Origin of the sequence: Cognatundibacterium jejuense (assembly GCF_014284255.1) — a bacterium.
Taxonomy (GTDB): domain Bacteria; phylum Pseudomonadota; class Gammaproteobacteria; order Burkholderiales; family Burkholderiaceae_D; genus Undibacterium; species Undibacterium jejuense.
The window spans coordinates 140,818-166,291 of the sequence record NZ_JACOFV010000006.1; the positions used below are offsets into that span (position 1 = coordinate 140,818).

The 25,474-nt window shown below is 46.7% G+C and carries 24 protein-coding genes; 10 read left to right on the forward strand and 14 right to left on the reverse strand.

Going from position 1 to position 25,474, the window contains the following annotated elements:
• Complete coding sequence (locus tag H8K32_RS08345; protein ID WP_186912020.1) at positions 1 to 1,512, reverse strand: DUF3369 domain-containing protein; 1,512 nt, start codon at positions 1,510 to 1,512, stop codon at positions 1 to 3.
• 229 nt (positions 1,513 to 1,741) lie between these two features.
• Between H8K32_RS08345 and H8K32_RS08350 the strand changes: the two genes are divergently transcribed.
• Positions 1,742 to 2,128, forward strand: coding sequence for a carboxymuconolactone decarboxylase family protein (locus H8K32_RS08350; RefSeq protein WP_186912021.1), 387 nt, complete (start codon positions 1,742 to 1,744; stop codon positions 2,126 to 2,128).
• Positions 2,129 to 2,233: 105 nt separating this feature from the next.
• On the opposite strand, the gene H8K32_RS08355 is transcribed toward H8K32_RS08350, so the two are convergent.
• The 4 genes from H8K32_RS08355 to H8K32_RS08370 form a co-directional block, all read right to left on the reverse strand.
• The gene (locus H8K32_RS08355) at positions 2,234 to 2,560 is read right to left on the reverse strand and encodes a hypothetical protein (RefSeq protein ID WP_222613051.1); all 327 of its coding nucleotides are present in this window, start codon (positions 2,558 to 2,560) and stop codon (positions 2,234 to 2,236) included.
• Positions 2,561 to 2,766: 206 nt separating this feature from the next.
• Complete coding sequence (locus H8K32_RS08360; RefSeq protein WP_186912023.1) at positions 2,767 to 3,477, reverse strand: riboflavin synthase subunit alpha; 711 nt, start codon at positions 3,475 to 3,477, stop codon at positions 2,767 to 2,769.
• A gap of 93 nt (positions 3,478 to 3,570) precedes the next feature.
• Complete coding sequence (locus H8K32_RS08365) at positions 3,571 to 5,544, reverse strand: sensor histidine kinase (protein ID WP_186912024.1); 1,974 nt, start codon at positions 5,542 to 5,544, stop codon at positions 3,571 to 3,573.
• Positions 5,545 to 5,877: 333 nt separating this feature from the next.
• Complete coding sequence (locus H8K32_RS08370; protein ID WP_186912025.1) at positions 5,878 to 6,852, reverse strand: LysR family transcriptional regulator; 975 nt, start codon at positions 6,850 to 6,852, stop codon at positions 5,878 to 5,880.
• A 136-nt stretch (positions 6,853 to 6,988) separates the two neighbouring features.
• On the opposite strand from H8K32_RS08370, the gene H8K32_RS08375 reads away from it, so the two are divergent.
• Positions 6,989 to 7,306, forward strand: coding sequence for a hypothetical protein (locus H8K32_RS08375; protein ID WP_186912026.1), 318 nt, complete (start codon positions 6,989 to 6,991; stop codon positions 7,304 to 7,306).
• Positions 7,307 to 7,377: 71 nt separating this feature from the next.
• Positions 7,378 to 7,767, forward strand: coding sequence for a DUF2798 domain-containing protein (locus H8K32_RS08380; protein ID WP_186912027.1), 390 nt, complete (start codon positions 7,378 to 7,380; stop codon positions 7,765 to 7,767).
• 109 nt (positions 7,768 to 7,876) lie between these two features.
• Here H8K32_RS08380 and H8K32_RS08385 read toward each other — a convergent pair whose 3' ends face one another.
• Both H8K32_RS08385 and H8K32_RS08390 read right to left on the reverse strand, forming a co-directional pair.
• Positions 7,877 to 8,542, reverse strand: coding sequence for a substrate-binding periplasmic protein (locus tag H8K32_RS08385; RefSeq protein ID WP_186912028.1), 666 nt, complete (start codon positions 8,540 to 8,542; stop codon positions 7,877 to 7,879).
• 287 nt (positions 8,543 to 8,829) lie between these two features.
• On the reverse strand, positions 8,830 to 10,680 hold the full coding sequence (locus tag H8K32_RS08390; protein ID WP_186912029.1) for a phosphoenolpyruvate carboxykinase (GTP): 1,851 nt from the start codon (positions 10,678 to 10,680) through the stop codon (positions 8,830 to 8,832).
• A 343-nt stretch (positions 10,681 to 11,023) separates the two neighbouring features.
• On the opposite strand from H8K32_RS08390, the gene H8K32_RS08395 reads away from it, so the two are divergent.
• Positions 11,024 to 11,998, forward strand: coding sequence for a D-2-hydroxyacid dehydrogenase family protein (locus H8K32_RS08395; RefSeq protein WP_186912030.1), 975 nt, complete (start codon positions 11,024 to 11,026; stop codon positions 11,996 to 11,998).
• Between the two features lie 82 nt (positions 11,999 to 12,080).
• Here H8K32_RS08395 and H8K32_RS08400 read toward each other — a convergent pair whose 3' ends face one another.
• Genes H8K32_RS08400 through H8K32_RS08410 form a run of 3 tightly spaced genes read right to left on the reverse strand, consistent with a single transcriptional unit; the run spans position 12,081 to position 14,352 of the window.
• Positions 12,081 to 12,692, reverse strand: a complete 612-nt coding sequence (locus H8K32_RS08400; protein WP_186912031.1) for an ABC transporter ATP-binding protein — start codon at positions 12,690 to 12,692, stop codon at positions 12,081 to 12,083.
• Positions 12,683 to 13,789 carry a hypothetical protein gene (locus H8K32_RS08405; protein WP_186912032.1) on the reverse strand — a complete coding sequence of 369 codons (1,107 nt, stop codon included), beginning with the start codon at positions 13,787 to 13,789 and terminating at the stop codon, positions 12,683 to 12,685. The genes H8K32_RS08400 and H8K32_RS08405 overlap by 10 nt, the downstream gene beginning before the upstream one ends.
• A 5-nt stretch (positions 13,790 to 13,794) precedes the next feature.
• Complete coding sequence (locus H8K32_RS08410) at positions 13,795 to 14,352, reverse strand: GNAT family N-acetyltransferase (RefSeq protein WP_186912033.1); 558 nt, start codon at positions 14,350 to 14,352, stop codon at positions 13,795 to 13,797.
• 240 nt (positions 14,353 to 14,592) lie between these two features.
• Here H8K32_RS08410 and H8K32_RS08415 point away from each other — a divergent pair, with 240 nt between their 5' ends.
• Entirely contained in the window at positions 14,593 to 15,165 is a 573-nt protein-coding gene (locus H8K32_RS08415) for a peroxiredoxin family protein (protein ID WP_186912034.1), read from the forward strand.
• Between the two features lie 95 nt (positions 15,166 to 15,260).
• Here H8K32_RS08415 and H8K32_RS08420 read toward each other — a convergent pair whose 3' ends face one another.
• A complete protein-coding gene (locus tag H8K32_RS08420; protein ID WP_246447219.1) occupies positions 15,261 to 16,037 on the reverse strand; it encodes an L-asparaginase in 777 nt (258 codons plus the stop codon).
• Positions 16,038 to 16,171: 134 nt separating this feature from the next.
• Between H8K32_RS08420 and H8K32_RS08425 the strand changes: the two genes are divergently transcribed.
• From H8K32_RS08425 to H8K32_RS08435, 3 genes are all read left to right on the forward strand, one after another.
• A complete protein-coding gene (locus H8K32_RS08425; protein ID WP_186912035.1) occupies positions 16,172 to 16,657 on the forward strand; it encodes an asparaginase domain-containing protein in 486 nt (161 codons plus the stop codon).
• Between the two features lie 11 nt (positions 16,658 to 16,668).
• Positions 16,669 to 17,163 (forward strand): hypothetical protein, encoded by a 495-nt coding sequence (locus H8K32_RS08430; RefSeq protein ID WP_186912036.1) that lies wholly within the window; start codon positions 16,669 to 16,671, stop codon positions 17,161 to 17,163.
• Between the two features lie 198 nt (positions 17,164 to 17,361).
• Positions 17,362 to 18,210: a substrate-binding periplasmic protein gene (locus H8K32_RS08435; RefSeq protein WP_222613052.1), complete on the forward strand. Its 849-nt coding sequence runs from the start codon at positions 17,362 to 17,364 to the stop codon at positions 18,208 to 18,210.
• A gap of 60 nt (positions 18,211 to 18,270) precedes the next feature.
• Here the strand turns inward: H8K32_RS08435 and alaC are convergent, their stop codons facing one another.
• Positions 18,271 to 19,524: an alanine transaminase gene (alaC, locus tag H8K32_RS08440; RefSeq protein WP_246447221.1), complete on the reverse strand. Its 1,254-nt coding sequence runs from the start codon at positions 19,522 to 19,524 to the stop codon at positions 18,271 to 18,273.
• A gap of 272 nt (positions 19,525 to 19,796) precedes the next feature.
• On the opposite strand from alaC, the gene H8K32_RS08445 reads away from it, so the two are divergent.
• Both H8K32_RS08445 and H8K32_RS08450 read left to right on the forward strand, forming a co-directional pair.
• Positions 19,797 to 21,947 carry a TonB-dependent receptor family protein gene (locus tag H8K32_RS08445; protein ID WP_343067954.1) on the forward strand — a complete coding sequence of 717 codons (2,151 nt, stop codon included), beginning with the start codon at positions 19,797 to 19,799 and terminating at the stop codon, positions 21,945 to 21,947.
• Positions 21,948 to 22,117: 170 nt separating this feature from the next.
• Positions 22,118 to 22,990: a Dyp-type peroxidase gene (locus H8K32_RS08450; protein ID WP_186912037.1), complete on the forward strand. Its 873-nt coding sequence runs from the start codon at positions 22,118 to 22,120 to the stop codon at positions 22,988 to 22,990.
• A gap of 10 nt (positions 22,991 to 23,000) precedes the next feature.
• On the opposite strand, the gene H8K32_RS08455 is transcribed toward H8K32_RS08450, so the two are convergent.
• Positions 23,001 to 24,158, reverse strand: a complete 1,158-nt coding sequence (locus tag H8K32_RS08455; RefSeq protein WP_186912038.1) for a PepSY-associated TM helix domain-containing protein — start codon at positions 24,156 to 24,158, stop codon at positions 23,001 to 23,003.
• A gap of 91 nt (positions 24,159 to 24,249) precedes the next feature.
• Entirely contained in the window at positions 24,250 to 25,473 is a 1,224-nt protein-coding gene (locus H8K32_RS08460) for an MFS transporter (RefSeq protein ID WP_281388474.1), read from the reverse strand.
• Position 25,474: the final 1 nt, after the last annotated feature.

A 25,474-nucleotide genomic window follows, 5' to 3' on the forward strand; every position in this document is an offset into this window, starting at 1 on the left:
TTAACCTGGGTAACGTTCGTTAAAAATCAGTGCCTGATCAACATTGTTAATCAGCGTGTCGACAAACCTCGGATCCAGATGCGTTCCAGCGATTTGCCGCAAATGTGCCAGTACCTCCTCGACCGGCCATGCAGGTTTGTAGCAACGTTTTTGTATGAGCGCATCGAAGACATCTGCCACGGCGACGATCCGTGCAAACGGATGAATTTCTTCACCTTTTAAACCCTGTGGATAACCACTACCATCAAATTTTTCGTGATGCTGATGGGAGATAATGGCCGAGGCACGCAATATCGGTCTTTGTGAACCATCCAATATAGACATGCCCACACCAGGGTGTTGTCTCATTATTTCCCATTCATCACTATCGAGTTTTCCTGGTTTGAGTAATACGGAATCAGGCGTCGCAATTTTTCCTATGTCATGCATAGGCGCAGCTTGTTTAAGTATGTCGGCTTCAGCCTTATTCATCCCAGAAGCGATCGCAATTAAATAGCATATTTCAGACATCCGGCGCACATGGTTTCCTGCTTCATGGGAGCGAGATTCCACCACGTCACCCAGCCGCATAATCAATTCGCTTTGGGTATCGGTGATCTCCTGATTGAGCAATATATTGTCAAAAGCAATAGCAACACCTGAGGAAAAAACTTCCAATAATTTGATGTCAATATCAGAAACATTTTGGACGCCTTGCAGGATAAATAAGGAGGTTTTTCCGCTACTGTTTGGAAAATATCCTACGTAGGTATCCCCAAACAAATGGGAGATACGATTGGCGCAAGTCTGATTTAATTTCTCAAGTAATGCCGGAGTGAATATTTGATCTTCGTTGTTTAAATCACCGATCTTCGCCAGCACTTCATATTTGTTTTCGTCAGAAATACCTGACGCTCCGCGCAGACGCACTAACATGCTATTTTCTAACTGCAATAAAGCAACCACTTGTTGCAATAATCCATTGGCAAAGTCAGTTAAATTTCTTAGTTTAAAAATGTGGCTTGACGCATCAATGACGCGTTCGAGACCAGCGCGATAACTCGCCTGAAAGCGTCGTGCTTCTTCGACCTGCATAATGTCCCGGTATGCTCGTAGCGATGCAAATGTAGTGGTAAATAATTTTTTGCGATCGAGTTCCGTTTTTTCTTTGTAATCGTTAATATCGTATTCAACGATCACGCTTTCTTCGGGTGCTTGTCCGGGTTGACCTGTGCGTAAGACTATTCGGGTGAAATGATTGCCCGCATCTTGGCGCATCCAACGTGCTACTTCCAAACCCGCATCATCGGTCTCCATGACAACGTCAAGAAAGACCAAAGCAATATCACTTTCTGAACCAAGAATTTGTTTGGCCTCGGCGCCGCTATAGGCATGTAAAAATGCCAAAGAACGTTGGTCGAGTTTAAATCGGCTGAGCGTCAATTTGGTAACGGCATGGATATCAGGCTCATCGTCGACGATAAGCACCTTCCAAGATGGTAACTGTGTGTCGCTTGATTCAAGAAAAGACATTGTTGTTCCCTTTTCTAACGTAATCTAACTACCAGTTTGCTGAATTCAGTCTCGCCACATATAAAATAAAAAAACTAAAAGTACTAGAACCACCAGAACTACCAGAACTACTAAGAGTACGCAGAATTGAATATATCTTTATGTAACTTTATATGTCAATAGATATCTGGTATAAATTTTTTGCTCAGATTCTTTTTCATTCTATAAATCTCATTGAAAGCAGGAATAAATGGATCAACAGTTTCAAAATGGTTTGCAAATCCGCACCAAAGTCATGGGTGATGCTTTTGTTGAAAAGGCTTTCAGCAACGTCGATGCATTCACTGCGCCATTACAAGAATTTGTAACGCGTAATGCCTGGGGTACAGTATGGTGTCGCGGCGAACTGGAATTAAAAACACGCAGCCTGATTACAATTTCTATGCTCACTGCACTTGGCCGCGCCCATGAAATCAAAGGTCATGTTCGTGGCGCAATTAATAATGGCGCCAGTATGAAAGAGATACAAGAAGTTTTGTTGCATGCAAGCGTCTATTGCGGTATGCCGTTAGCAATTGATGCGTTTCGTTCAGCCCATGAAGTTTTAATTGAGCTTGGTCAGGTACCAGCGGAATAGCATTATTAATGAAGATTACTGCGAAGATCAATTCGCGCCATACCGGTTCGGTGATGTTGGCAATCAAGTCTTACCGCGAAATGCAGCAAGACTTGATTTATGCTCTTATTTTTTGGGTGGCGGGCCATCTTGCGGCTCGCCATCGCGACGCGGAGGTCGTTCAGGACGCGCAAATAAGCCTTTCGCAGATGTTGTGCAAGTTGCCGAAATTTTTCCTCCATGCGGCGTAGTGATCTGCACGATATCGCCTTCTTTTTTTCCTTTGCAATCCTCATAGGCTTGCGGCGGAGGTTCACGCCTTGGACCATGCTCACCCTCTTGCTGTGCAGGTGGTTTTTGGTCGGTGGATTGAGCACTGGCGCTATTGGTGATAGTGCCAGTGATTAAGCAACACGCCCACATCATTCTGATCAAAGATTTGCTGTTCATCATTATCCTCTTCATTCTATGGTTGAAAACGAGCAGACAAATTTTGCATGAGAATTATGGAGAAAAAATGAAGTTGACGTGATTGCCTGGGGCGGATGAAAACCGCAAAATTTCAGCAATCACAATCACAATCACAATCACAGCGAGGGAAGTATGATTTGGCGGGTTGCACCCACCATTTTTTTTACTTTATATACTTTACAAGTAGCTTATTTCTTTAAAACAGAATTTGCAGCTGACAACAAATTATCGCTGGATATACCCTGTTGTTTGAGTAGCGCATCAAGGGCTGGCAATAAAGGTCCTAAGGTTTCACTCAACATATTGCGCACCGTATCAACGATTACTTGTGTACTGCGTTCGATTTCAATATTCAGCGCAGAACCGACGGTCTTTTCTGCAAATACTGTCATGCGTAAAGTTTCAGGAATTAGCCAGACTTCAAACCAGTTTTCTTCCCGATTGACTTCCGCCACTGTCAGGCTCGCACCATTGATTGCAATGTAGCCTTTGGCAAAAATATAACGCAGCCATTCTGGCGGAACCTGAATGCGCAACACGTAATTGTTTTCGAGCTCACGTATTGCTCCCAGATGGGCAGTGAAGTCAACATGGCCGGATAAGGGGTGGCCGCCGATTTCTGCGCCATCTTTTGCGGCACGTTCGACGTTGATATTACTATCGACTTTGTACTTACCCAAAGTAGTGATATTGAGGCTTTGCTGCATGACATCGAAGTCAGCTGCATCGTCGCCATGCAACTGCGTCACTGTGAGACATACGCCGTCGACGGCAACACTGGCGCCGATTTCAAGGTCTTTACAGAAGCCTTCTGGAAACGCGATATTGAATGTGCGTAAGCCCGTTTTATCACTGATTTCAGCAATACGAGCCACACCTTGTACGATGCCTGTGAACATAATTAAATGAAGGTTTGTTTGGAATGAGGTGTGATTGTAAATCTAAATCGATATACCGATGTATGTGTTGAATTTTCTTAATCCTTATCTGCACTAAGCAGCCACAGCGATGGGCTGCTGTCTGGCGTGCATATCCAGAGGTAAATCGATGCTGAAACTTGCCCCTTCCCCCACTTCACTGACGCAATTGACTACACCATTTTGTGCTTCGATTAACTTTTTGACGATCGATAAACCAAGACCGCTGGAATGTTCACCCGCCGTTGGTACTGCAGATAGTTTTGAGAATTTGGTGAACAGCGACTGTTGATCCTTGACCGATAAACCTGGTCCTTGGTCGCGCACTTCAAATCGACCCGTTCCCTCATGTTGACTGACTGTAAGCCAGATAAATTTTCCTGCTGGGGAAAATTTGATCGCATTAGAAATTAAGTTATCCATAATACGCGTCATGGCATTGATATCAGCTGAAACGATCACTGATTCTTCAACATGAATAATTGCTGTCAGGTCCTTGGCTTTGAGCATTTCTTCGTACTGTAGCGCGATGTCGTTCAGTAATTTTCCCAGATCAAGTTCGGTTTTGTGTAAATGCAGATCGCCACTTTCCATCGCATTAACATCGAGTAAATTGGTGACAATATGCATCATGCGTTTGCCACTGGCATTAATTCGGCTCAGATAATTCTGCTGCTGCTCTTTGGGAATACGGTGATACATTTGCAGCAATAACTCACTCATGCCAATGATGCTGGTCAATGGGCTTTTTAAATCGTGCGCAGCGATGCTGAGAAAGTCGTTTTTCTCTTTATCGGTTTTCTTTAAACGTTGAACAACCTCATTTAATTCATTGGTGCGCAATCTGACTTTGGCCTCCAGTTCATATTCTGCTTGTTGCGAGACTTTGAGCAATTGCTTTTGAACGCGAACATTTTCAGCTCTGATCAGGCTGATTTTGTAGGCCTGCGCCAGGGCTAACAGAATCACTTCAATTGCAGCGCCGATCTGAAACCCAAAGTCGCTTAGCCAGCTCGATTCGATGAAGCCTAAATTGCGTAATGGGATTAGTATCGTGCCGGAGATCCATGCCGTGGAGGCTAATAGCACAATATATCCTGGTGTATATCCACGTAGGGCAACCACCAGAGAAGCTGGAAAAAACAGACAAATTTGAACCAATCCCAAATATTGACCGACACGCGCCAGCTCTGGCTGATGTCCAGCTAACGTCAACACCAGAAATAACACAATATTCAGTTGCACGAACCTGAACACTTTATTGGCAAGTGAGAACGTCGTTTTCAGCTTCAAAAAACTGCACATAAACATCGACGAACTCAGCACGATGAGTCTTGGCATCACGTTTGGCAAAATATCAACCAGCCATGGCCAATCCGGTGCGAAGTACAAACCTATGTGCCCATTGACGCTCATGCTCGCAATCAGCGTACTGATCGATAACATCAGATAATGGAACATAGAGATATCGCGATAGCTGACCATTAACAAGCTGTTGTAGATGATCATCGCCAACATAATGCCGTAAAAAATTCCAATCAGACTAGACAGAAAATTGGATGCTTCGCTGAAGGTTTTTTGATCGTATAAAGTTGCGCGAAAGAATACGGAGCTGGTACTTTGTATGCGAAAGTACAAGGTGTGAATTGCAGTATCGTCGATGTGAATTTGAAACAGTGGATAATGATGTTGGATTTCTAGTTGTGAAAACGGAAGGTGGTCACCGGCTTTGTGTACCTCAATTTCTCCATTCGCATGCAGTTGAAACATACGAATATCATCAAGCATGACCGGTATCATTTCAACCAGCCAGTCTTTTTGCGCGGTGCTATTCTCTCTCTGCAATTCTAACTTTAGCCAATACGCCGAAGGCGAGTATTCAGCACTGAGATTACCTGCTAATGGCGTAAATTGTTGTTTGATAGCTGGTTGCAGCAGGTCCGATAGTTCTAGCTTTCCAGACTTATCCTCGAATACCTCAAATCGTGATTGCAGCGCAAGCTTGCCTGTATCCTGACCAATCTGTAACGCAGCAGCTTGCGCTGTCATTCCTTTGAACAGGAAAAATGACAGACTTAATATGCAAATTAACCAATGCCGTGAAGAGGAAAAATGCATTTTTTTGTGTCAATCAAGGACGCTCGTCGCCCGCGATGGTGTTGAAATCACAAGAAACAAACTAGCGCAAAGATGCATTAAGGACCTTGTCGCTGGTCCTGAAGATTTCGCATTAGTCGTGAAAAAAGAAAATTGTAATAAATTGTTAAATTTACAGACAGATTATCAATTTTCTTTTTGTATAGCAACAATGCAAATATATATTCTTGTAACAAAACAGCTCTGGATTGACACAAAGCAATTTAGGCGATATCGGAAATAACCTTAATGACCGATTTCTACTTCCCGTTCAAGCTCCGGCACCAGGTCTGAATGTGTCATATTGGTCAAATTGTTACGCAACCATTGATGCGCGGGATTGCGGCTATCGCGTTCATGCCACAGCATATCTACATGCACTTCAGGTGTATCGAAAGGTAATTCTTTCCAAACCAGTGCGTCGGTCATGCCCGTGGCTGAAATAAGGTGGCGTGGTAGTACCGTCAACAAATCAGAATGTGCTACTACCCTACCGGCAGTAAAGAACTGATTAATCGTCAGCAGAATATGGCGTTCACGTCCCATTTTTTCCAAAACTTCGTCGATTAGCCCGTGTGCCCGGCCGGAAAAACTGACCAGCAAATGTTTGGCCGAGCAATAATCATCAAGACTGAGTTTGGAGCTGGCAAGAGGATGACCCTGCCGCATCACGCACACATAATGACCTGTATATAAGCGTTCATGCCGGATCGCACTGGTACCTGCTGCTTGTCCGCCAGACAATTGCGCCACCACCCCGGGGAAAAACCCCACGGCAATATCGATATCGCCGCGCAATAGCATAGGACGTGGTTCACGCGTCGTCAGGGGCACCATGCGTACATTGACGCCTGGTGCTTCATTTTGAATCGCACCAACCAGGGTCGGCATCCACAATGCTGCGGTCGCATCCGCCATGGCCATGCGGAAGGTTACTTGTGCTTTAGAAGCATCAAACGTGCCAGGCGCCATTGCTGCTTCGAGCTTGGCGAGTGCCTCCCGTATCGTTGGCCATAAAATTTCAGCACGTGGCGTCGGTTTAACTCCATACGCCGTACGTATTAATAATTCGTCATCGAGTGAATAACGCAAGCGTTTTAAAGCATTCGAGACCGCTGGCTGGGTCATGGCGAGTTTATCCGCAGCCCGTGTGAGATTTTGTTCAATCATCACGGCATCAAAGACCCGTAATAAATTCAAATCCAGAGTCAGAAAATTCATATTGCTTGTCTCCGTTGATATTGTTAAGAGCAATTATTCACAAACGATATATTAATTATAGGAAATGGAAATTAGAATTATATGTTGCAATGCAATATGATGCTCTCATCAACCAAAAATCATCGTAGAGATCATCATGAGTTTCCTCAATATTGCTTTTCCAGCTACCGCAGCTGTCCCTATGGCAGAAGTCGCGATCAGTTCTATCGTGGCCTCAGTTCGTCCATTACTCGGCCTTGGCCTGTTTGCCTCCATGTTTGTTGTGTTTAAACCGTTGCTGACCGGTATTGCACAAGCATTGAAGCTGATCGTCGCACCAAAGAAAACACGCGAAGAAAAAACTGCCATCCGTAACTTGCGTAATGCGCTGACCATTCGCCGTATCGCAAACGATTTTGACCGTAGTTCGCCAAATATGGCTGCTGAACTGCGCGCTTTAGCTGCTCGCGGTTAAGCCCCCACGAAGCCAACACGAAGCAAAAATTAAGTAACAACATTTATCAGTCCAAAAAAGAGGATTTTGCAATGCAGCATTTATCAGTGTACAGCGATAAAACGCCCTCTGCGTATTCCGCGCGTCAATTTGACAAAACTCCACGTTTGATCGCCGGTTCCCGCAGCCTGGCGTCGATGATGCCGAGTTTGTTGAGTACCGGTCTGATTACTTTGTTTGTGACGGCCTTTTTGCGCTTAGTGTGGATAGGCTTTGACAATGAATTCTTTGCCACTTGGATGGAAGCGTGGCTGACGACATGGCCAATCGCGTTTCCTCTCGCTTATTTAAGCAAGCCAGCGTTTAAGTTATTCAGTAAGCGAAGCGTTAAAGTAGATGCTAAATCAGGAGATATAGCTGTCGTCACCCTCAATAGTAGTCTGGCGAAACGTGCGCCACCGCATGCACCGTATTTCCGCTGATTTGTTTGTCACTCATAAAAAAACCGCGCCCTGCTCAGGTTCGCGGTTTTTTTATATCTGTATTCGTTGAAAACAAGTCAGTAGCGATTTGATTCAACCAGATCACTTACTAAGCAGGACATTTTTGGCGATATTCAGTAATTGCCTCGTCTTGAAGCTTTTTGATGCTACCGTCGTCTTCCATTGCTTTTAAAGTACTTTCCAATTCTGGAATCAAATCTTTATGTCGCACGTGCAGATAGGTGTAAATGGGGCGACGTTCTAGCGCAGGTTCTAAGATAACAACATCCTGAATCCCTAATTTTTTCAGGACGCAAGCACTAAAACGTGACTCGACTACGATGTCTGAACGACCTACTTCGAGTTTTTTAAATAAGGATTCAATCGATGGTGCTGACTCGCGCTCCGGTGTATTTTTAAGACGCTCTTCAAAGTAGGCCGTGCCAGCGATATAACCGACACGATACGGTCGCAAGCTATCATAACCATTTGGCGTGAATTTTTTGTTGATGGTATATACCACCGCTTCTTCGTAGGCGACAGGAAAATCGACTTTGACGCCGTTAACGAGATCCGTCGATAGTGCCCGGACTGCATTTCCATCCAGTTTCCCTTCTCTCCACATCACTTGCATACGCAGGCCGGGAAGCGGGACGAAACTGACATTGACATGCATGGTATTAAAAGCCTGCGTCAATATTTTTTCTGCCATTAATCTCGATGGCCGCTCCACATCAGGTACATAAATTTGTAAGATCTCAGTAGCGTGGGACATCCCGAACTGAAATCCGAAAACAAGCAAAAGAAGTGGTCGTCGCAAGTTGTTGAACAATGCCGGCATACGTTCTTTCGAAGTTATCTGATGTCGTATTTGCATCATATACCAACAACAAGAGTTACGCAAAAATGACGGATAGCAGGGCGAGTGCAACCCCATAAGCGCCGTGATTTTTGTTGCAAGGATTTAAAGGTCTGCACCCGCCTTGCAAAAAATGACTGAAGTTTTCATTCGGGCATAAAAAAAGCGCGATTGAATCGCGCTTTTTTGAGGGAATAAGGAAATTAAGCCAGCAGGCGTTTTTCCAAGGCGACGCGGGTCGCTTCCAGTTCTTGTGGCAAGTGATACGCGAGTTTTTCAAACAACTCGGTATGCAAGCCCAATTCGGTTTGCCAAGCGGCTTTATCGATGGATGTGATGGTGTGGAATTGTTCTTCGGTGAAGTTCAGTCCTTCCCAATTCAAATCCGCAAATGTCGGTGTCACACCAAAGACGTTTTCAACGCCGTTGGCTGAACCTTCAATGCGCTCCAGCATCCATTTCAACACGCGCATATTGTCGCCAAAACCTGGCCAGACAAATTTGCCATTGTCATCGGTACGGAACCAGTTCACGCAGTAGATGGCGGGCAATTTCGCGCCCATGGATTCAATCTTCTTACCCATGTTTAACCAATGCTGGAAGTAGTCGCTCATGTTGTAACCCATGAACGGCAACATCGCGAATGGATCGCGGCGAACAACGCCCTGTTGACCGACCGCCGCCGCAGTGGTTTCAGAACCCATGGTCGCTGCCATGTACACGCCTTCGACCCAGTTCCGCGCTTCGGTAACCAATGGCACAGTGGTTGAACGACGACCGCCGAAAATGAACGCAGAAATAGGCACGCCAGCAGGATCATCCCATGCCGCGTCGATGACCGGATTTTGTGTCGCTGCAACGGTGAAACGCGCGTTTGGATGGGCAGCTTTGCGGCCAGTTTCTTTAGCGATTTCTGGCGTCCAGTTTTTACCTTGCCAGTCGATCAGATGTGCTGGCGCTTCTTTGCTCATGCCTTCCCACCACACATCACCATCATCAGTCAGACCGACGTTAGTGAAAATGGTGTTGGAGGTCAATGATGCCATGCAGTTGGAATTGGTTGCGGTATTGGTACCTGGTGCGACACCAAAATAACCCGCTTCTGGGTTGATCGCATACAAACGACCGTCAGCACCTGGTTTGATCCAGGCAATATCGTCACCAATGGTGGTGACTTTCCAGCCTTTGATCGCCGGAATCAACATGGCAAAGTTAGTTTTGCCGCACGCCGATGGGAAGGCCGCTGCGACATAGTGTTTTTTGCCTTCTGGCGACTCAACGCCCAGAATCAGCATGTGTTCAGCCAACCAGCCTTGGTCGCGACCCATCGTGGACGCGATACGCAATGCAAAGCATTTTTTACCGAGCAAAGCGTTGCCGCCGTAGCCGGAACCAAACGACCAGATTTCGCGGCTTTCTGGGTAGTGAACAATGTATTTGGTGCTGTTGCATGGCCATGCAACGTCAGCCTGACCGGCTGCCAGCGGTGCGCCAACAGTGTGTACGCAAGGAACGAAGTCACCGTCTGTGCCCAATACGTCATACACAGCTTTGCCCATACGCGTCATGATGCGCATATTGACAGCCACGTATGGTGAGTCAGACAATTCAACGCCAATGTGCGCGATAGGTGAACCCAGTGGACCCATGGAGAATGGGACAACGTACATGGTACGGCCTTGCATGCAGCCGTCGAACAATGGGTTTAATGTCGCGCGCATTTCTGCAGGCGCCATCCAGTTGTTGGTTGGACCAGCATCTTCTTTCTTTTCAGAACAGATGTAAGTACGGTCTTCAACACGCGCCACGTCGCTAGGATCGGAACATGCCAGATAGCTGTTCGGACGCTTCGCTTCGTTGAGTTTTTTCATGGTGCCAGCGGCGACCATTTGTGCGCATAAACGATCGTATTCTTCTTGCGAACCGTCGCACCAGACGATATTTGCAGGTTTGGTCAGGGCCGCAATTTCCGCGATCCAGTTGATCAGTTTCTGATGCTTCACGTAAGCGGGTGCATTTAATGCTGCCACGCCCTGCATGATGGGTTGATTCATACTGCCTCCAATGCCATTTCAATAAAAAAACCGGTGTAGCGGCACGGCAGGATCGTCGTTAGCATGCTGTAGATTTGCGAGCACAGTGGAAAATTTCCCAGCTCTAGCAAGGCTTACACCATCGCGGCGGTTCTGTCGGATAATAGGACATCAGGACGGTGATCCCGATACCAACTAGCGCCTGTCAGATAAACAAGCGGAAGAATCAAAAAGCTACTTAACAGATAATTGTACACGCGAGTGATGATTCGAGCTAATTTTGCGTCAAAATGATTAACATAGTATTACGATTTGTGAAAGTGAATCTGTTTCACCTATTCGTCCCGGATCAAGGAAAAATTTCATGAAGATTGCCATTTTGGATGATTACCAGGATGTCGTGCGGCAACTGGACTGTTTCCAGCTGTTGAAGGACCATGAGGTCAAAGTATTTAATAACCGTGCAGTGGGTGCCGGACAATTGGCAATTCGTCTCGCCCAATTTGACGCACTGGTATTGATACGGGAAAGAACGCGTCTGACGCGCCAATTGTTGCAAAAACTGCCTAACTTAAAACTGATTTCGCAAACAGGTAAAGTCTCTGGCAATATTGATGTAGAAACGACCAAAGAATTGGGGATAGTGATTGCCGAAGGCATTGGTGATCCGACGGCGCCAGCAGAGTTGACTTGGGCGCTCATTATGGCTGCATCGAGACGTCTGAATAACTACGCCAGTCTGTTGCAGCAAGGAACCTGGCAGGCAACGTCGATACGCCCGGAACACAATCAATTAGGTCGGGTGCTTAAAAAGCGTACCTTGGGTATCTGGGGCTACGGCAAAATTGGTAAGCTGATCGCAGGCTACGGCAAAGCGTTTGGCATGCAAGTGGTTATATGGGGGCGTCCAGCCAGTCTTGCGCAGGCAGTGGCGGATGGCTATCAGGCGGCAAGCTCAAAAGAAGCCTTTTTCGCCGAATCCGACATCATTTCCATGCATCTACGTCTAAACGATGCAACCCGCGGCATAGTGAAACAGGCTGATCTGGAAGCCATGAAGACTGACGCCTTGTTCGTCAATACCAGTCGCGCTGAGCTGGTTGAGCCAGATGCGTTGCTCAAGGCTTTAGATCAGGGCCGTCCGGGCTTTGCCGCTATCGACGTATTTGAGTCCGAACCCGTAGCGCCCGATCATCCGCTGCTACGCCGTGAAAACGTCTTAGCAACGCCGCATCTGGGTTATGTTGAAAAAGACAGTTATGAATTGTATTTTTCGGCCGCTTTTCAAAATATTGTCGATTTCGCCAACGGAACGCCGAAAAATATCTTAGCGGTTTAAATCACAACACCTACGAAGCGCACAAAGCGCCGCTGGCAACCACGCGATTGTATGGCGGCAATTTGCAGCACAACAATTCGCCTTAGTTGCCGATGTGGATTTCACCCACCAACGGCAAATCAGGATCAAGGTGGCTGGTCATCAAAATGCATTGTTGATCAAGTCGTTTGGAATCACTTAATTGCGTTCGCAAATAATGAACTGCATCGAGGTCAAGCGCATTAAAGGGTTCATCGATTAACAATAGCTTTACCGGTAAGGATAACGCCAGAGCTAAATACATTTTTTTGTGTTGCCCCAGCGACAGCGTGTCTATCGTTTGATTGAGCATGGGTAGCAAACCAAATGCATTTAATTGCGTATTTAAGTCTGTTGCTTTGGCGGCGGGGTACAGATTTAAGTGGAGATCAAAGAATTCCTGCAGAGTAAGCCAGTTAAATTCAGGTGTTTCGCTACTGCACCAAAAACATTGTTGACGCCAGATAAAGCCCTGCTGGCGCAAATTGATGCCGTTGAAATGAATATCCCCCTTGGAAACCGCCAGTGATCCCGCCAGCAGTTTCAACAAGGTCGTCTTACCCGCCCCGTTGTTGCCGCGTACCCAGGTGATGCCTTTGGTCGCAGTGAAAGAAAAATCCCAGAATATACTGCGATGCGGGTAGGCGAAGCTGAGCTTGTTAATACTTAAATCCATAATTCACTTCCGATGGCAGTGAGAATCGCCAAAAATAAAATCAGGATACGAGCGCGGGTGGCAGCAGCGCTGTGGCTGCAAGCGACAATGCACAAATGTGCAATGCCAAGTGCGCCGATATACCAATGTGCAACGCCGGTATGAATGTTGACATGATTAGTCAGTAAGATCACAAATAAGCTCACCAAAGCAAGACCTGGGATCAGACACATGAGTTGACTCATAATTTCAAGCCTGATGAGATGCAAAGGCAACGCACGCAAATGAGGTCGCAAACGTAGCATATGTTCTTGTACCGCTTTGCTGCCGCGATCAGTCAATAATAAGCACAAACTGCTGGCGCCAATGCAAAACAAAAATCGGATAAACGGAGAATTTTGCTCTAACCATAGCCATTGAGCCAAACCGGCTGCACCGAATAAGAAGCATTGTTGAACACCGATGCCATTTTCAAGACGCCAGAACGGCAAGAAAAATAATGTGTACCATTGCCACAGCAAAGAGGTATGACGATGTTGTTGTAGAAAAGGCTGGGCAGGTGGCGAGTGGTATTCGGTCAGAGTATTTCTTTTTAACTGCGATTCGTAATGCTGATACCGTATCTGAAGTATCAAGCATCCAAACAGTAAAATCAGCGCCAGCGATAGCAATAGCAGCACGCTGCCTATCGCCATCACGCGGTAGTTGATGGCTATCTGTGTCCAATAGCAAATACTAGAGAGTACAAATCCGGCAGTAAGCGGCAACAGAAATAGCTTTACGACGGCGATATGCGCTAAGACGTGGGCATGCGGTGGCAATGGTAAGGTTCGAGCCCAGGCCATCAATTCCGTCGGAAGCAGGCGCTGCCGCAACAAGAAGACGGGGCTGCTCAACAGCGCGGAATAGCCAATGAAGAGTGCTATCGCGTTGAACCAAGATTGTTGCTCGTACATCCAGGTCGCGCTTTGCCACACTGGCCAGGATAGCAAAGCAATTGCCATCAGGACAATCTGTCCGGCAGCAAGCAAGAGCACCTCTATGGAGCTTTTCAGGCTAGCCGCGAATTGATACAAATTATGGCGGGCTTGTTTGGCGTGAAATTGACTGAAGTTCACAAGCGCTATTTTCTTTGAGCGTCAACGACGAGAATTGGAGAGCCAAGCATCACATAATTTTCATGCCGCTGGCCACCTAATACGAAATCAATGCTACCCGTTTTGCTGTAGCTGTGGCTTTCATAAAAGCCGATTGCCCGGTGATTTTGTGCATTGACTTTGAGCCATAGCGGGCATTGGTGCTGATCGTACGCCCAGTGTTGCGCCGCCTGTATCAATGCGGTACCAAGACCTGTGCCGATAAAGTGCTCTTGTACGTAAAGAGTCGCCAATTCTATCGCTTTGGTGTCACCGTAAGGACATGGTGCCGCAGAATTGATCACCGCGAAGCCCAGTAAATTCTCATCCCGCTGAGCAACGAACACGTGTTGTCGTGGATCTTCCAATATAGTGGCAAATTTGGCGGGTGTCAGTTCTGCCAGAACGTAATCGGCAATGATTCCCGAAATGCCGTTCCAGGCATAAGTGTGCAACCAGACTTGTAACGCCAGCACGCTAAGTTGGGTTGCGTCTTCAGGTCGCGAAACACGCAAGTGATACCCATGTTGAGGCTTTATAGTCATTGTTGGTGAGTCGAAATAAGTAATGATTGACTGGTTAAAAAACGGCTAAGTAGGAATGGCGCATTATTTCATCGAATTTTGAATGTAATCATTTAAATAAAAAAATCTGACCAAATTGTCGTAAGTTTTCCTCACATCTGTCGACATATCAATAATTTAACGTATTATCGTCAGGACTGATGCACCATTGCTTTAGTGTCGTCCTGGAATAAGTCTTACCATTTTTTAAAGGAAAGTAGTATGGTCAAAACTCCGCTTTTGTGTCGCTTGCTTGCCTTGGTTGCCATAGTAACGGTGTCCAGTTTGAGTTTGCCAGCCATGGCGCAGCAAAGCAAAGAAGCCAAAGAAAGCAAGGAAGTAAAAGAGACGAAAGAAGCCACTACGCCGCAACAAATGAGCTTTGTCGGTGTTGACCCTAACGGTAAAAAAGTTGCTTTGAGCGATTATGCTGGCAAAACTTTGTTAGTCAGTTTCTTTACCGCAGGCTGCAACCTTTGTGCCCACGATTTGAAATTGATGCGTGAGTTTTACGTCGGCAATGCCAAGCGCAACTTTGTTTTGCTCGCCATCAACATCGACCAGAACAAACAAGATTTTGATACTTATCTGCAACTGATTAACCTTGCGGTACCGAAAGAACAGCGTTTCCCTATCATTTGGCGCAACGCTAATGGGCATAAAGACAATTTTGGCACAATTGTGAATCAACCTACCCACTTTGTAATTAATCCCAAAGGGCAATTGGTATTGAAGCGTGAAGGCACGTTCCAGCCGAATGATTGGGACAACTTGTGGGAATCATTGGGTACTTGATCACTTAGATATACTCCCCTGCAGTACTTTAAAACGCCATTGCAGTTCCTTGTGGACAAGTCAATTTTTTTAAAATAACGGGGGAGTATATTTTTCTACCATTCCAGCGGCAAACTCCAGGCATTCGGAATCACATCGTGTCGTACTACAGCACGCTGTTGATAATATTGAGCGCGGCTTTCCGGGCTCCAGGTGTGTTCCCAACCCGGTGGATAACTCAATTGTAATTCAGCCGGAACAACCATACGCTGACGCACACTGATGAGTGGCAAATGTAAAGGTAGCGGGCTGTTCGGTGTATCTGCTCCCAGACTGTAGGCAAAGTTGGGTAAAAGTTTGTCGCAGATATCTGCAAACCACGCCGTATGGTCTTCGTCTTTTCCGATCGCTTGCGCCAGACCCGCAGGATCAAATTGCGCTAAAGCGTGTACCAATTCCTCGGTACTGGCACCGGGTGCATCCCCCCAGCCCATCACAGGATTGAAGTTGTATTCAGCGCCGGAACCATACCATCCTTCGCGACAAGGTCGCTGCATCCAATTGCGTGTGCCTGTGAATAACTGCCAGCGCCAATGTAAGCCAGATGGTTTTGGCCAGCTATACATATACAATTTTTGGTAACCAGCCGCATGCAAAGCACGTACCATTGCCATCAGGCGTGCATGTGGCATGCGCTCAGGTGGATGGCGGCGGAATAAAATCGCCTCGCCGTCTGCATGCTGAATCTCATCTGTGGATAAGTTCAGATCCAACACCCGTTTTTCATCACCAAAACGCGCAGATACCCACCCCGTCAATAAATTGACCGAGGTCAGCACGCCATAACCACGATGGCGGTGAAAAATAACGGTACCGGGTGCGATGACTTTCATGTTGTTGTTCCTGCGCCTACCTTGATATTGCTAATGCGCTAGTGTTTATACGTAGCCTGGTAGTGTAGCAGTTTTCAGCAATGGCATAGCCGCGCTACAATGTGCCTATTCCATCACCAACTTATAACCAGATCATGACACTGCGCATCCTCGCCACTGGCGGCACTTTTGATAAACACTATGATGAAATCGCTGGCAAACTGAGTTTTTCTGAGAGCCACTTACCAGAAGTGATACAACGTGCGCGTTTGACTGTGCCAGTCGAATTAGAAATTTGCATGTTGATGGACTCTTTGGATATGGACGATAGTCATCGCCAGACGATCTTGCAAGCCTGCCAGCAATCCGCAGAGAAAGCCGTCGTCATTATTCATGGCACTGATACCATGCGTGAAACCGCCGAGGTCTTAGGTGCCGCCAATCTCGGTAAAACTATCGTGTTTACTGGTGCCATGATTCCTTACGACATCGCCAATTCAGATGCTTTTTTTAACCTTGGATTTGCTTGTGCCGCTGCGCAGTTGTTGCCTGCTGGCGTGCATGTGGCGATGAATGGCAAAATCTTCCCGTGGAACGACGTACAGAAAAATCGTAGTGCCGGCGTATTTGTGAACAAATAAGGACAATCACAATGAGACTGCTGCTTGCCACCCTGTTGTTTTGTTTTTCTACGCTGGTTTCCGCAGCAGAAACCCGGTTTGATTCGCTGTATTTTTTTCAGTCAGAAGAAACCATGCAGGCCAAAGGCATAACGATAGAGAATCTCGGTCGTTATTCACGTAAATTACAATCCGCGATATATCGTTCACTTAAAGCTGCAAAGTTGCCGCCGAGCTCTGGCTATCTGATCGTTGCTATACGTTCTGACGGCGCGGTCACGTCATGGCTGGATATGAAGCCAGCCGTGCATGAATTTTACGATAATCAGATCTACGATGTCGTCCAGAAATTACCAGTAATGGACGTTAAAACTGGCATCTTTGTATTCGCTATCAAGATGTCGCTAGAAACACCTGTATTCACCAAAAAGCCTGTACCGGAACCCGCCGATTGGGTTGATGCAAAGAAGAAGCTGAACAATCCGAACGACATAGAGCAGCTGGTTTTTTCCGTTTGGCCTGAGTAAGCGTTCATGATGTGGGGACGGTGCAACCGGCCAAATCTAACGACCGCCTCGCAAACTGCATAGCGTTACAATCTTTTCCAATTTTTTCTCATTTGCGGATTAATATACAAAGTCAGCATTAGTATTTTTTCCAAATAGTGCCAAAAAGAAATTTTTCGTTTGATTTGTTGATAAACACAAGTCGCAAGGAAGAGGTGAATGATGCAAGCTCATCACGCATACGCAATTCCGGAACACGATCAGGCACTACGTCCGTGGACGTTCAAATTACACCAATGGATTTTTTATCTGTTTTTTGCTCTCCTGGTGATTGGCATGCATTCCGCCTATGCGGTGGAATTGACGATATATACCGAAGACTGGCCTCCCGTGAGTTTTAAAAACGGTGATAAAACCGACGGCATGGCGGTGGATGTGGTCGAGGCACTGAAGAAGCGGGTAGGTAGCAATGCGCAGATACAGCTAGTTCCCTGGAATCGTGGTTACAAGGCCTTGCTCGAAGAGCCAAACGTCATGCTATTCACCGTAGGACGTTCTGAGGAAAGAGAAAAACTCATGACGCTCGTTGGACCCGTGGCGGTTTCTCGCACGGTGCTGTACACCCGTAAAGGTAATGCCGCCAAATTATTGTCACTCGGTGACGATATTCACGAGGTGGCCGTTGGCGCTTATCGCGGGAGTATATTCGCAGATACGGCAGTCAAAAAAGGTTTTAAGACCTTGGATTTGGCTTCCACGCCTCAAGTCGTGGCAAAGATGTTGATGATGGGGCGCTTTGATCTGTGGTCTGAAGGCAGCATCGTGGTGCCTTCCGTCTTGAAAGAAATCGGTCACTCGGTGGATGAAGTCGAAAAAGTCATGGTGCTCGATAGTCTGGAATTGTATCTGGCATTTTCTTCGAGAACACCGTTGGCAACCATCAAGCAGTGGGAAGACGCATTACGACAAATGAAAAAAGACGGCAGCTTCCAAAAAATTTACCAAAAATGGCAACCCAATGAAGCGCCACCGCTAGAAGTGGTCAGGCTGGGATTGACCGCTAATTGAGATAAAAAAAGCGCCGACAAATTAATATTAGTTGGCGCTTTTTTTGACAGCTTATTGTTCCTAAGTGATCAAACCATCATTCTTAAACATGGTCTTTAAACCGCGTAAGGCCTGTCGGATACGCGCTTCATTTTCGATCAACGCAAAACGCACATACTCATCGCCGTATTCACCAAAACCGATGCCCGGCGAGATACACAGTCTGGCTTTTTCTAATACTTGTTTTGCAAATTCTAAAGAACCAAGATGACGATATTGTTCTGGGATATGCGCCCAGATGTACATCGATGCCTTCGGTTTTTCAACCATCCAGCCTAGCTCGTGTAAGCCTTTGACCAGCACGTCACGACGCGCTTGATAAGTATCGCGGATCTGATGGACGCAGCTTTGATCACCTTCCAGTGCTGCAATCGCTGCGACTTGCACAGGCGTAAAACTGCCATAATCGTGATAGCTTTTAATCCGCGCTAAAGCTGCGACCAATTCTTTATTGCCGACCATAAAACCAATGCGCCAGCCCGCCATGTTGTAGCTCTTAGACATGGTAAAAAATTCGACTGCCACATCGCGCGCGCCAGGCACTTGCATGATCGATGGTGCTTTCCAGCCGTCGTACACAATATCGGCATAGGCCAGATCATGTACCACTAAAATTTTGTGTTCTTTCGCCAGTTTGATGACGCGTTCGAAAAATTCCAGTTCTACACATTGCGCAGTCGGGTTCGATGGAAAACCAAAAATCATCATCTTTGGCTTTGGATAAGTTTCGCGTATCGCTCGTTCTAACTCCGCAAAAAAATCCACGCCAGGACTCATGCGTATCGAACGTATATCGGCACCAGCGATCACGGCGCCGTAGATATGAATCGGGTAACTGGGATTGGGCACTAATACCGTATCACCTTTATCCAGTGTCGCCAGCATCAGATGCGCGAGGCCTTCTTTCGAACCAATGGTGACGATCGCTTCATTGTCGGGATTAATCTCGACTTCATAGCGATCTTTGTACCAACGCGATATCGCACGGCGCAAACGCGGTATGCCTTTGGAAGCGGAATAACCATGCGTATCGGGACGTTGTGCGACTTCGACTAACTTATCCACAATGTGTTTTGGTGTCGCCCCGTCAGGGTTGCCCATGGACATGTCGATGATGTCTTCACCACGACGACGCGCCGCCATTTTAAGCTCGGCAGTAATATTGAAAACGTAAGGAGGAAGGCGATTGATGCGAGCGAAGGAAAAGTCAGGTGTGGACGTAGCGCTGCCCTCACCGACTGAACCCCGACCCGGCGGAGTTAATGTATTGGTCATGATTAAATTGTCCTGTTATGACGTAACGCCCGGAACCGTCCGAGCGACGCATCCTTACCAAGTATGGTGAGGACATATTGATTCTAAGCGGCAAAGCGCAGGATAGACAAGTGATTATTTATAGAATCACAATGCCAACAACACGGCAGTATTTTGGTGCACCGAATGACGCCACCAGAATCTTAAAAACGGGGATAATCAAAATATAACTTGTTAATGATAATGATTCGTATTTATAATTATGACTTGTATCATTTTATTTCAGGAATATTGTGCGCCACACCCCTTACCCGACCACGTCCTTTAAAAATTCCATCGTTCGTATTTCCTCACCGCGTCGTTTATGCGCATTAGCTGTGAGCGCGGCATGCGCATTTCCTCTCATAGGCTATGCGCAAGCAATTGACGCAGACAGTTCCAAGTCTGGTGAAAAGCAGCCAGAAATAGAAACGGTGAGCGTCTCTGGAAGTTGGTTAGGTACGGGATTACAAAACAATGTGCAAAAATTTGCCGGAAGCCGCACTCAGATGTCGATGGCGGCAATCCAGGACAGTGGTGCGGCGAGTATCGAAGAAGTCATGCGCCGCATTCCGGGCATACAGGTCACCGATAATTCTTCCAGCGGTGGCAGCAATATGTCGCTCAACATCGGCGTACGTGGATTGGATGGACGATTCTCTCCACGTTCAACGATCTTGCTGGATGGGATACCCTTAGCAGTCGCTCCTTACGGTCAGCCGCAACTCTCGTTTGCACCAGTTTCCCTCAACAGTATCGAATCCGTAGATGTGGTGCGCGGTGGTGGCGCGGTACGCTATGGCCCTCAAAATGTCGGTGGCATCATTAATTTTAATACCCGTGCAATCCCAGATGTGCCATTTACCGGAGACGCCAGCGTTCGCTATAACAGCTACAGCCAGGGTGGAAATAGCAAACAATACAGCGCCTTTCTCGGTGGTCAGCGCGACAATGGTTTGGGCATGGCTTTGCTCTATTCCGGCGCAGACGGAAGTGGTTGGCGTCGACACAGCGAAGAGCATAGCAGCGACCTGTCATTGAAGACGCGCCATGAAATTAACTCGCACTCAGAATTCAACGCTAAAGTCGGTTACTACGAGGCGACGTCGAATGTGCCGGGTGGTTTGACCAGCGCGCAGTATGCTGCTGACCCCTATCAATCACAACGCAATCGTGATTATTGGCAGGGACGTCGCAGCAGCATCGCATTGGATTATCTCAATACCATATCCACAAATCAGGAAGTGGAAGTAAAAACCTATTTCAATAGCAGTTTCCGCACTAGTGCAATGGCGAATAATTTTGACAGTAAAGCGACCAAAATCAATTTACAGCCGCGAAATTATAATGTCTTTGGCATAGAACCACGTTTTACTCAACGATTGCAAAGTGGGGATTGGCGTCATGACATTACCGTTGGTTACCGCTACTTGCACGAAGGCTCAAGTGAAAATAGCTACGACCAAAATCTGAATAATGCGCAGAGTGTTATCAAGCGATCTTCGCAGAATAGTAGTGACGTCAACGCGGTGTATATCGACGACCAGATTGCATGGCAACAATGGCGTATTACACCGGGCTTGCGCTACGAATCGGTCAATGTCAGCCGATACAATAATCTGAACGGTTATAGCGACACTGAAAACTACCGCCAGCCCTTACCTGCTTTGGGTATTGCATATATCGCCTCGCCTGCATTGACGCTGTTTGCCAACTACAACACCTCGTTTGGCAGCGTGCAATTTTTGCAGTTAAATTTGCAAAACTACGGCAACCAATTGCAGGCAGAAGTGGCCAAGACCGCAGAACTTGGCGCGCGTTGGAATCGTGATGGCCTAAAATTAGATGCCACGGTCTTTGACCTGCGTTTCAATAATCAAATCGAATACGTCAACACCTATTTCCTCAACCAAGGCAAAACTCACCATCGTGGTGTAGAAACCAGTGTTGAATATGCATTCGAAAAAATCAATCCCTTGTTATCGGGATTATCTGCCTATGCGACCTACGCTTACACCAATGCCACTTTGGAATCAGCGGAGTCCGGTGCTAAGATTGGTAATGACTTACCCTTTTTTGCACGTCATGTCGATACTCAGGGTGTGCGCTATCAGCGTCAAAACTGGACGCTCAATTTCAATAGCACGCATCAATCCGGTCAGTTTGCCGACAATGCTAATACGGTGAAAGAGAGCGCCGATGGTACCAATGGTTGGACGCCTGCGTATCGCCTCTGGAATGCACAGATCGATTGGAAAGCTTCGTCAAAATCCCAATGGGAAGTTTCTTTGGGGATCAATAACCTGACAAATGTGCGATATTTCACTCGTACTACGGATACCAATGCAGGCAAACTTATCGGTGCGCCTCGCATGACCTATGTGCAATTCCGCAGCAAATTCTGATTTGTTCTACATTTGATCGCTGCGTCTATACAATTGACGCAGCGGTGTTCTGTTTAGCGCGAAAAAACTCTCACCAACAATATTCTTACGCAATCCGGTAAACTCACGCATGTAGTGCCATATCCGCGCAGCATGACCCGTTTTCATCTTTTGCAACCCAGGAGAGTTTTATGTCACAAAGCCAAGTCGGTATTTTGCAGCCTTTGCCTGCCCATGCAACTTATTTGCATTTTGATCTGAACAACAACGTTGACAAAGATGCTGTACACCAAGCTTTGAAAAACGTACAGCGTCTGGTCGATGGTGAACGCATCGTGCTGGGCGTTGGCGCTAGTCTGGCGACATTATTGAAATTAAATATCATTGGTTTGCGTGATTTTACTGGAATCCCGGAAAGCAAAGTAGAGCTACCCGCGACACCCACCGCACTATGGTTGTGGTTGCGCGAATCTGATCGCGGACAACTGGTACATCAACAACTTCGCATTCAACAAGCATTAGCGCCAGCCTTCGTATTGCAGCAACAAATAGACGGGTTTAAATTCGACAATGGTCGTGACTTAAGCGGTTATGAAGATGGAACAGAAAATCCGCAGGATGAACACGCCATCGCCGTGGCCATTGATGTCGATGGTGGAAGTTATGTAGCGACGCAAAAATGGCTACATCATTTTGACCGCCTCGCACACATGTCACGTGGCGAACAAGACGACATGATAGGTCGCCGCCAATCGGATAACGAAGAATTAGACGATGCGCCAGAATCGGCCCATGTGAAACGCACTGCGCAGGAAAATTTTGAACCTGAAGCGTTTGTGTTGCGCCGCTCTATGCCGTGGTCCGCTGGCACGGACGCTGGATTTTACTTCGTCGCTTTTGCTACTTCATTTCAGGCATTTGAAGCGCAACTGCGTCGTATGTCTGGTGCCGAAGATGGGATTACCGATGCGTTATTTAAATTCACACAACCACTCACCACATCATATTTCTGGTGCCCACCAATGAAGGACAAACAGTTGTCACTTGATTGGTTGCTTGTCTGATATTCACATGTCAGCGGCGTCTTAACCAGATCAAGGTGCCGCTGATGGCGAATAGCAAGGGTAACAATCCAACGAAGCTGATGATTATCTTGCCGATGGTGCCGAAAATCTCACCGCTATGCAGCGGGAAAAAATAGCTAAAGAATAGCGCCTCTTTACTTGCCTTTAAAGGATCGCGGATTTTAATGATCTTGCCATGAAGAGCATCCACAGTCACACGCGTGGCACCGCTTCCTTCTCGTAACTCTCCTGGCTGATGCAGCCTTACTTCAAACCTGCCATCTGTTTTTTCCGGAAAGCTGATGCGCGTGACTCTCGCCATTGGAAATTCTTTTTGTGCCAGATCGATGATCTGATCGGGGTTGAGGTTTTTGATTTCGCTGTCAGTGAGATTATTTTCAGTTGAGGTTTTCGCTTCCTTTGAATCTGCTGTAACCGCAACAACTTGTTTGACTATCGGTGTGATCCAATCAGGCTGATTAAAATAAATTCCAGTGATCGCCAACATGAGCAATATGGGGGCTGAGTAAAAACCTGTTGCTCTGTGTAATCGAAAATTAAAGCGTTTCCACGAACCTTGATGGGATATTGTTATTGCCTGCCACCACGCTTTTAATCGCCACACTGGCCACCACAAATAGATACCGCTCAAGGCGATTATTGCCAATACGATGCCGTTGATGCTGACCAGCAATTTACCATGATCGCTGCCCAAAAAATTTCTATGCCACGACATCAGGCTCGGGACAAATTGCGATCGTGAAAAACTGATTTCATCTGGCACTCTTTCACCAATCATTGTTCCCGTATAGGGATTTATCATCATCTGTTTAGTGCCAGGCTTTTTATTCGGATCGCTGGCTTCTTTAAACCATGCAACAAGTGCTTCATTTTCTTTTTCTGGCAGTTCCAGCATTGTCAGTTTACCGGTCGGATGATGTTGTTTTGCCTGTTCGACGAGTATTGATAATGTTAATCGTTCTCTGGCGACGGCATTTCCGTTTTCTGGTGCGGTAACCCGTAACAATCCGGGATTAAGAAAAGCATCGATTTCATGTTTCCAGGTAATGACTGTTCCAGTCAGTCCTTGCAAAATGAGAAGCAAAGCGAATGGCAATGCGAGCCAACAATGGAGGAGACGTAAAAATTGGTGTCTGAACGATGGCATAGAAGAATAAAAGAAATGTACCTGTTATTGTGGGAGTCAATACAGGTACAAAGAAAAATGGCAATGAATTATTATTGTGCGTTTTAGTTCGTCAAATAGATTTACTCATCAGCGTGAGGGAGATACGCTGCTGGCGCTGGTATCGCAGCACGAATGCCGTCAGCACGTAAATAAAACCGATCGGCCAAAACAGCTGTGCCACAGGCAAATAAGCCATACCCAACGAGCCAATTGCAATACCAGCGAGTGCTCCGGCTTTTGCCGCACTGTTGCCCAAACCCAGCACCCATCCTTGTTGTGCATCACTGCTCTCCTTTGATAGCAAGCTGTAAAACACCGGAAGCAATGCTGCCAGAAAAACACCCCAAAGAATACGGCTGACCACGATTTGCCACCATTGATGACTGAGTGCCTGAAAACCTAAGATGACGGCACAAGCCCAACAGCAGTATTCTATCTCACGCAACACCGCTGACCTTGACTTGTGCGCAAAGCGTTTTGCCCAAAATGGCGCGGCGACGCAAAGTCCCACTGCTAACGCGCCGTAACAGGCACCGGTGAGCCACGGTGGCGCATGTAAAACCTGATCTGCATAAATAGCAAAAAAAACCTGGGGCATCATTTTGGCACTTTGAATCAAAACGATAGCGAATAGCATTCCAAGTAAAGGAGAAAGAGAATGTGCGCTATTGCTGTGAATTTGATTTTCTTTAGCGTCGACAATGACGGATTTTTTTGTGCCATTCACAGGTTGCAGACAAAACAGGGTAGCGAGAGTGCAAGTACCGCAGATGAGTGCTGCGATCAAATTAATTTGATTGAAACCAAGTGACCCATAAATATATCCCCCCACCATAGGTCCCGACACCGATCCGATAGCCGTTGCCATCTGCAAATGTGCCATCAGTGTTCCTCGCTGGTCGCGCTGAATCAGACTACTGCCATACGCTTGTGCCGTCGCAATAAAGCCAGCAAGTGCGCCTTGTAATAATCGGGCTATCAGTATGCTAAAGACATCGTCACTAAATGCGATCCAGAATTGTGTCACTGTCAAAGCCAGCAAGGCACGTACCAACATCATTTTATGGCCGGTACGATCTCCAATTTTTCCCCATAGTGGGCTGCATAACATCGTCATGATCATTGGACCAGCATAGGCCATTCCGCTGGCCCATGCTAAAGCCATTGTTGACATGGACGTCATCTGATGCAGATGTTGTGCCCAAAACGGGGCACTCATTTCCATTGATCCCATTGCTAAAAATTGAATCAAAAATAGACAGTGCAGCGATTTTTTTGTTTGATCGATGAACATT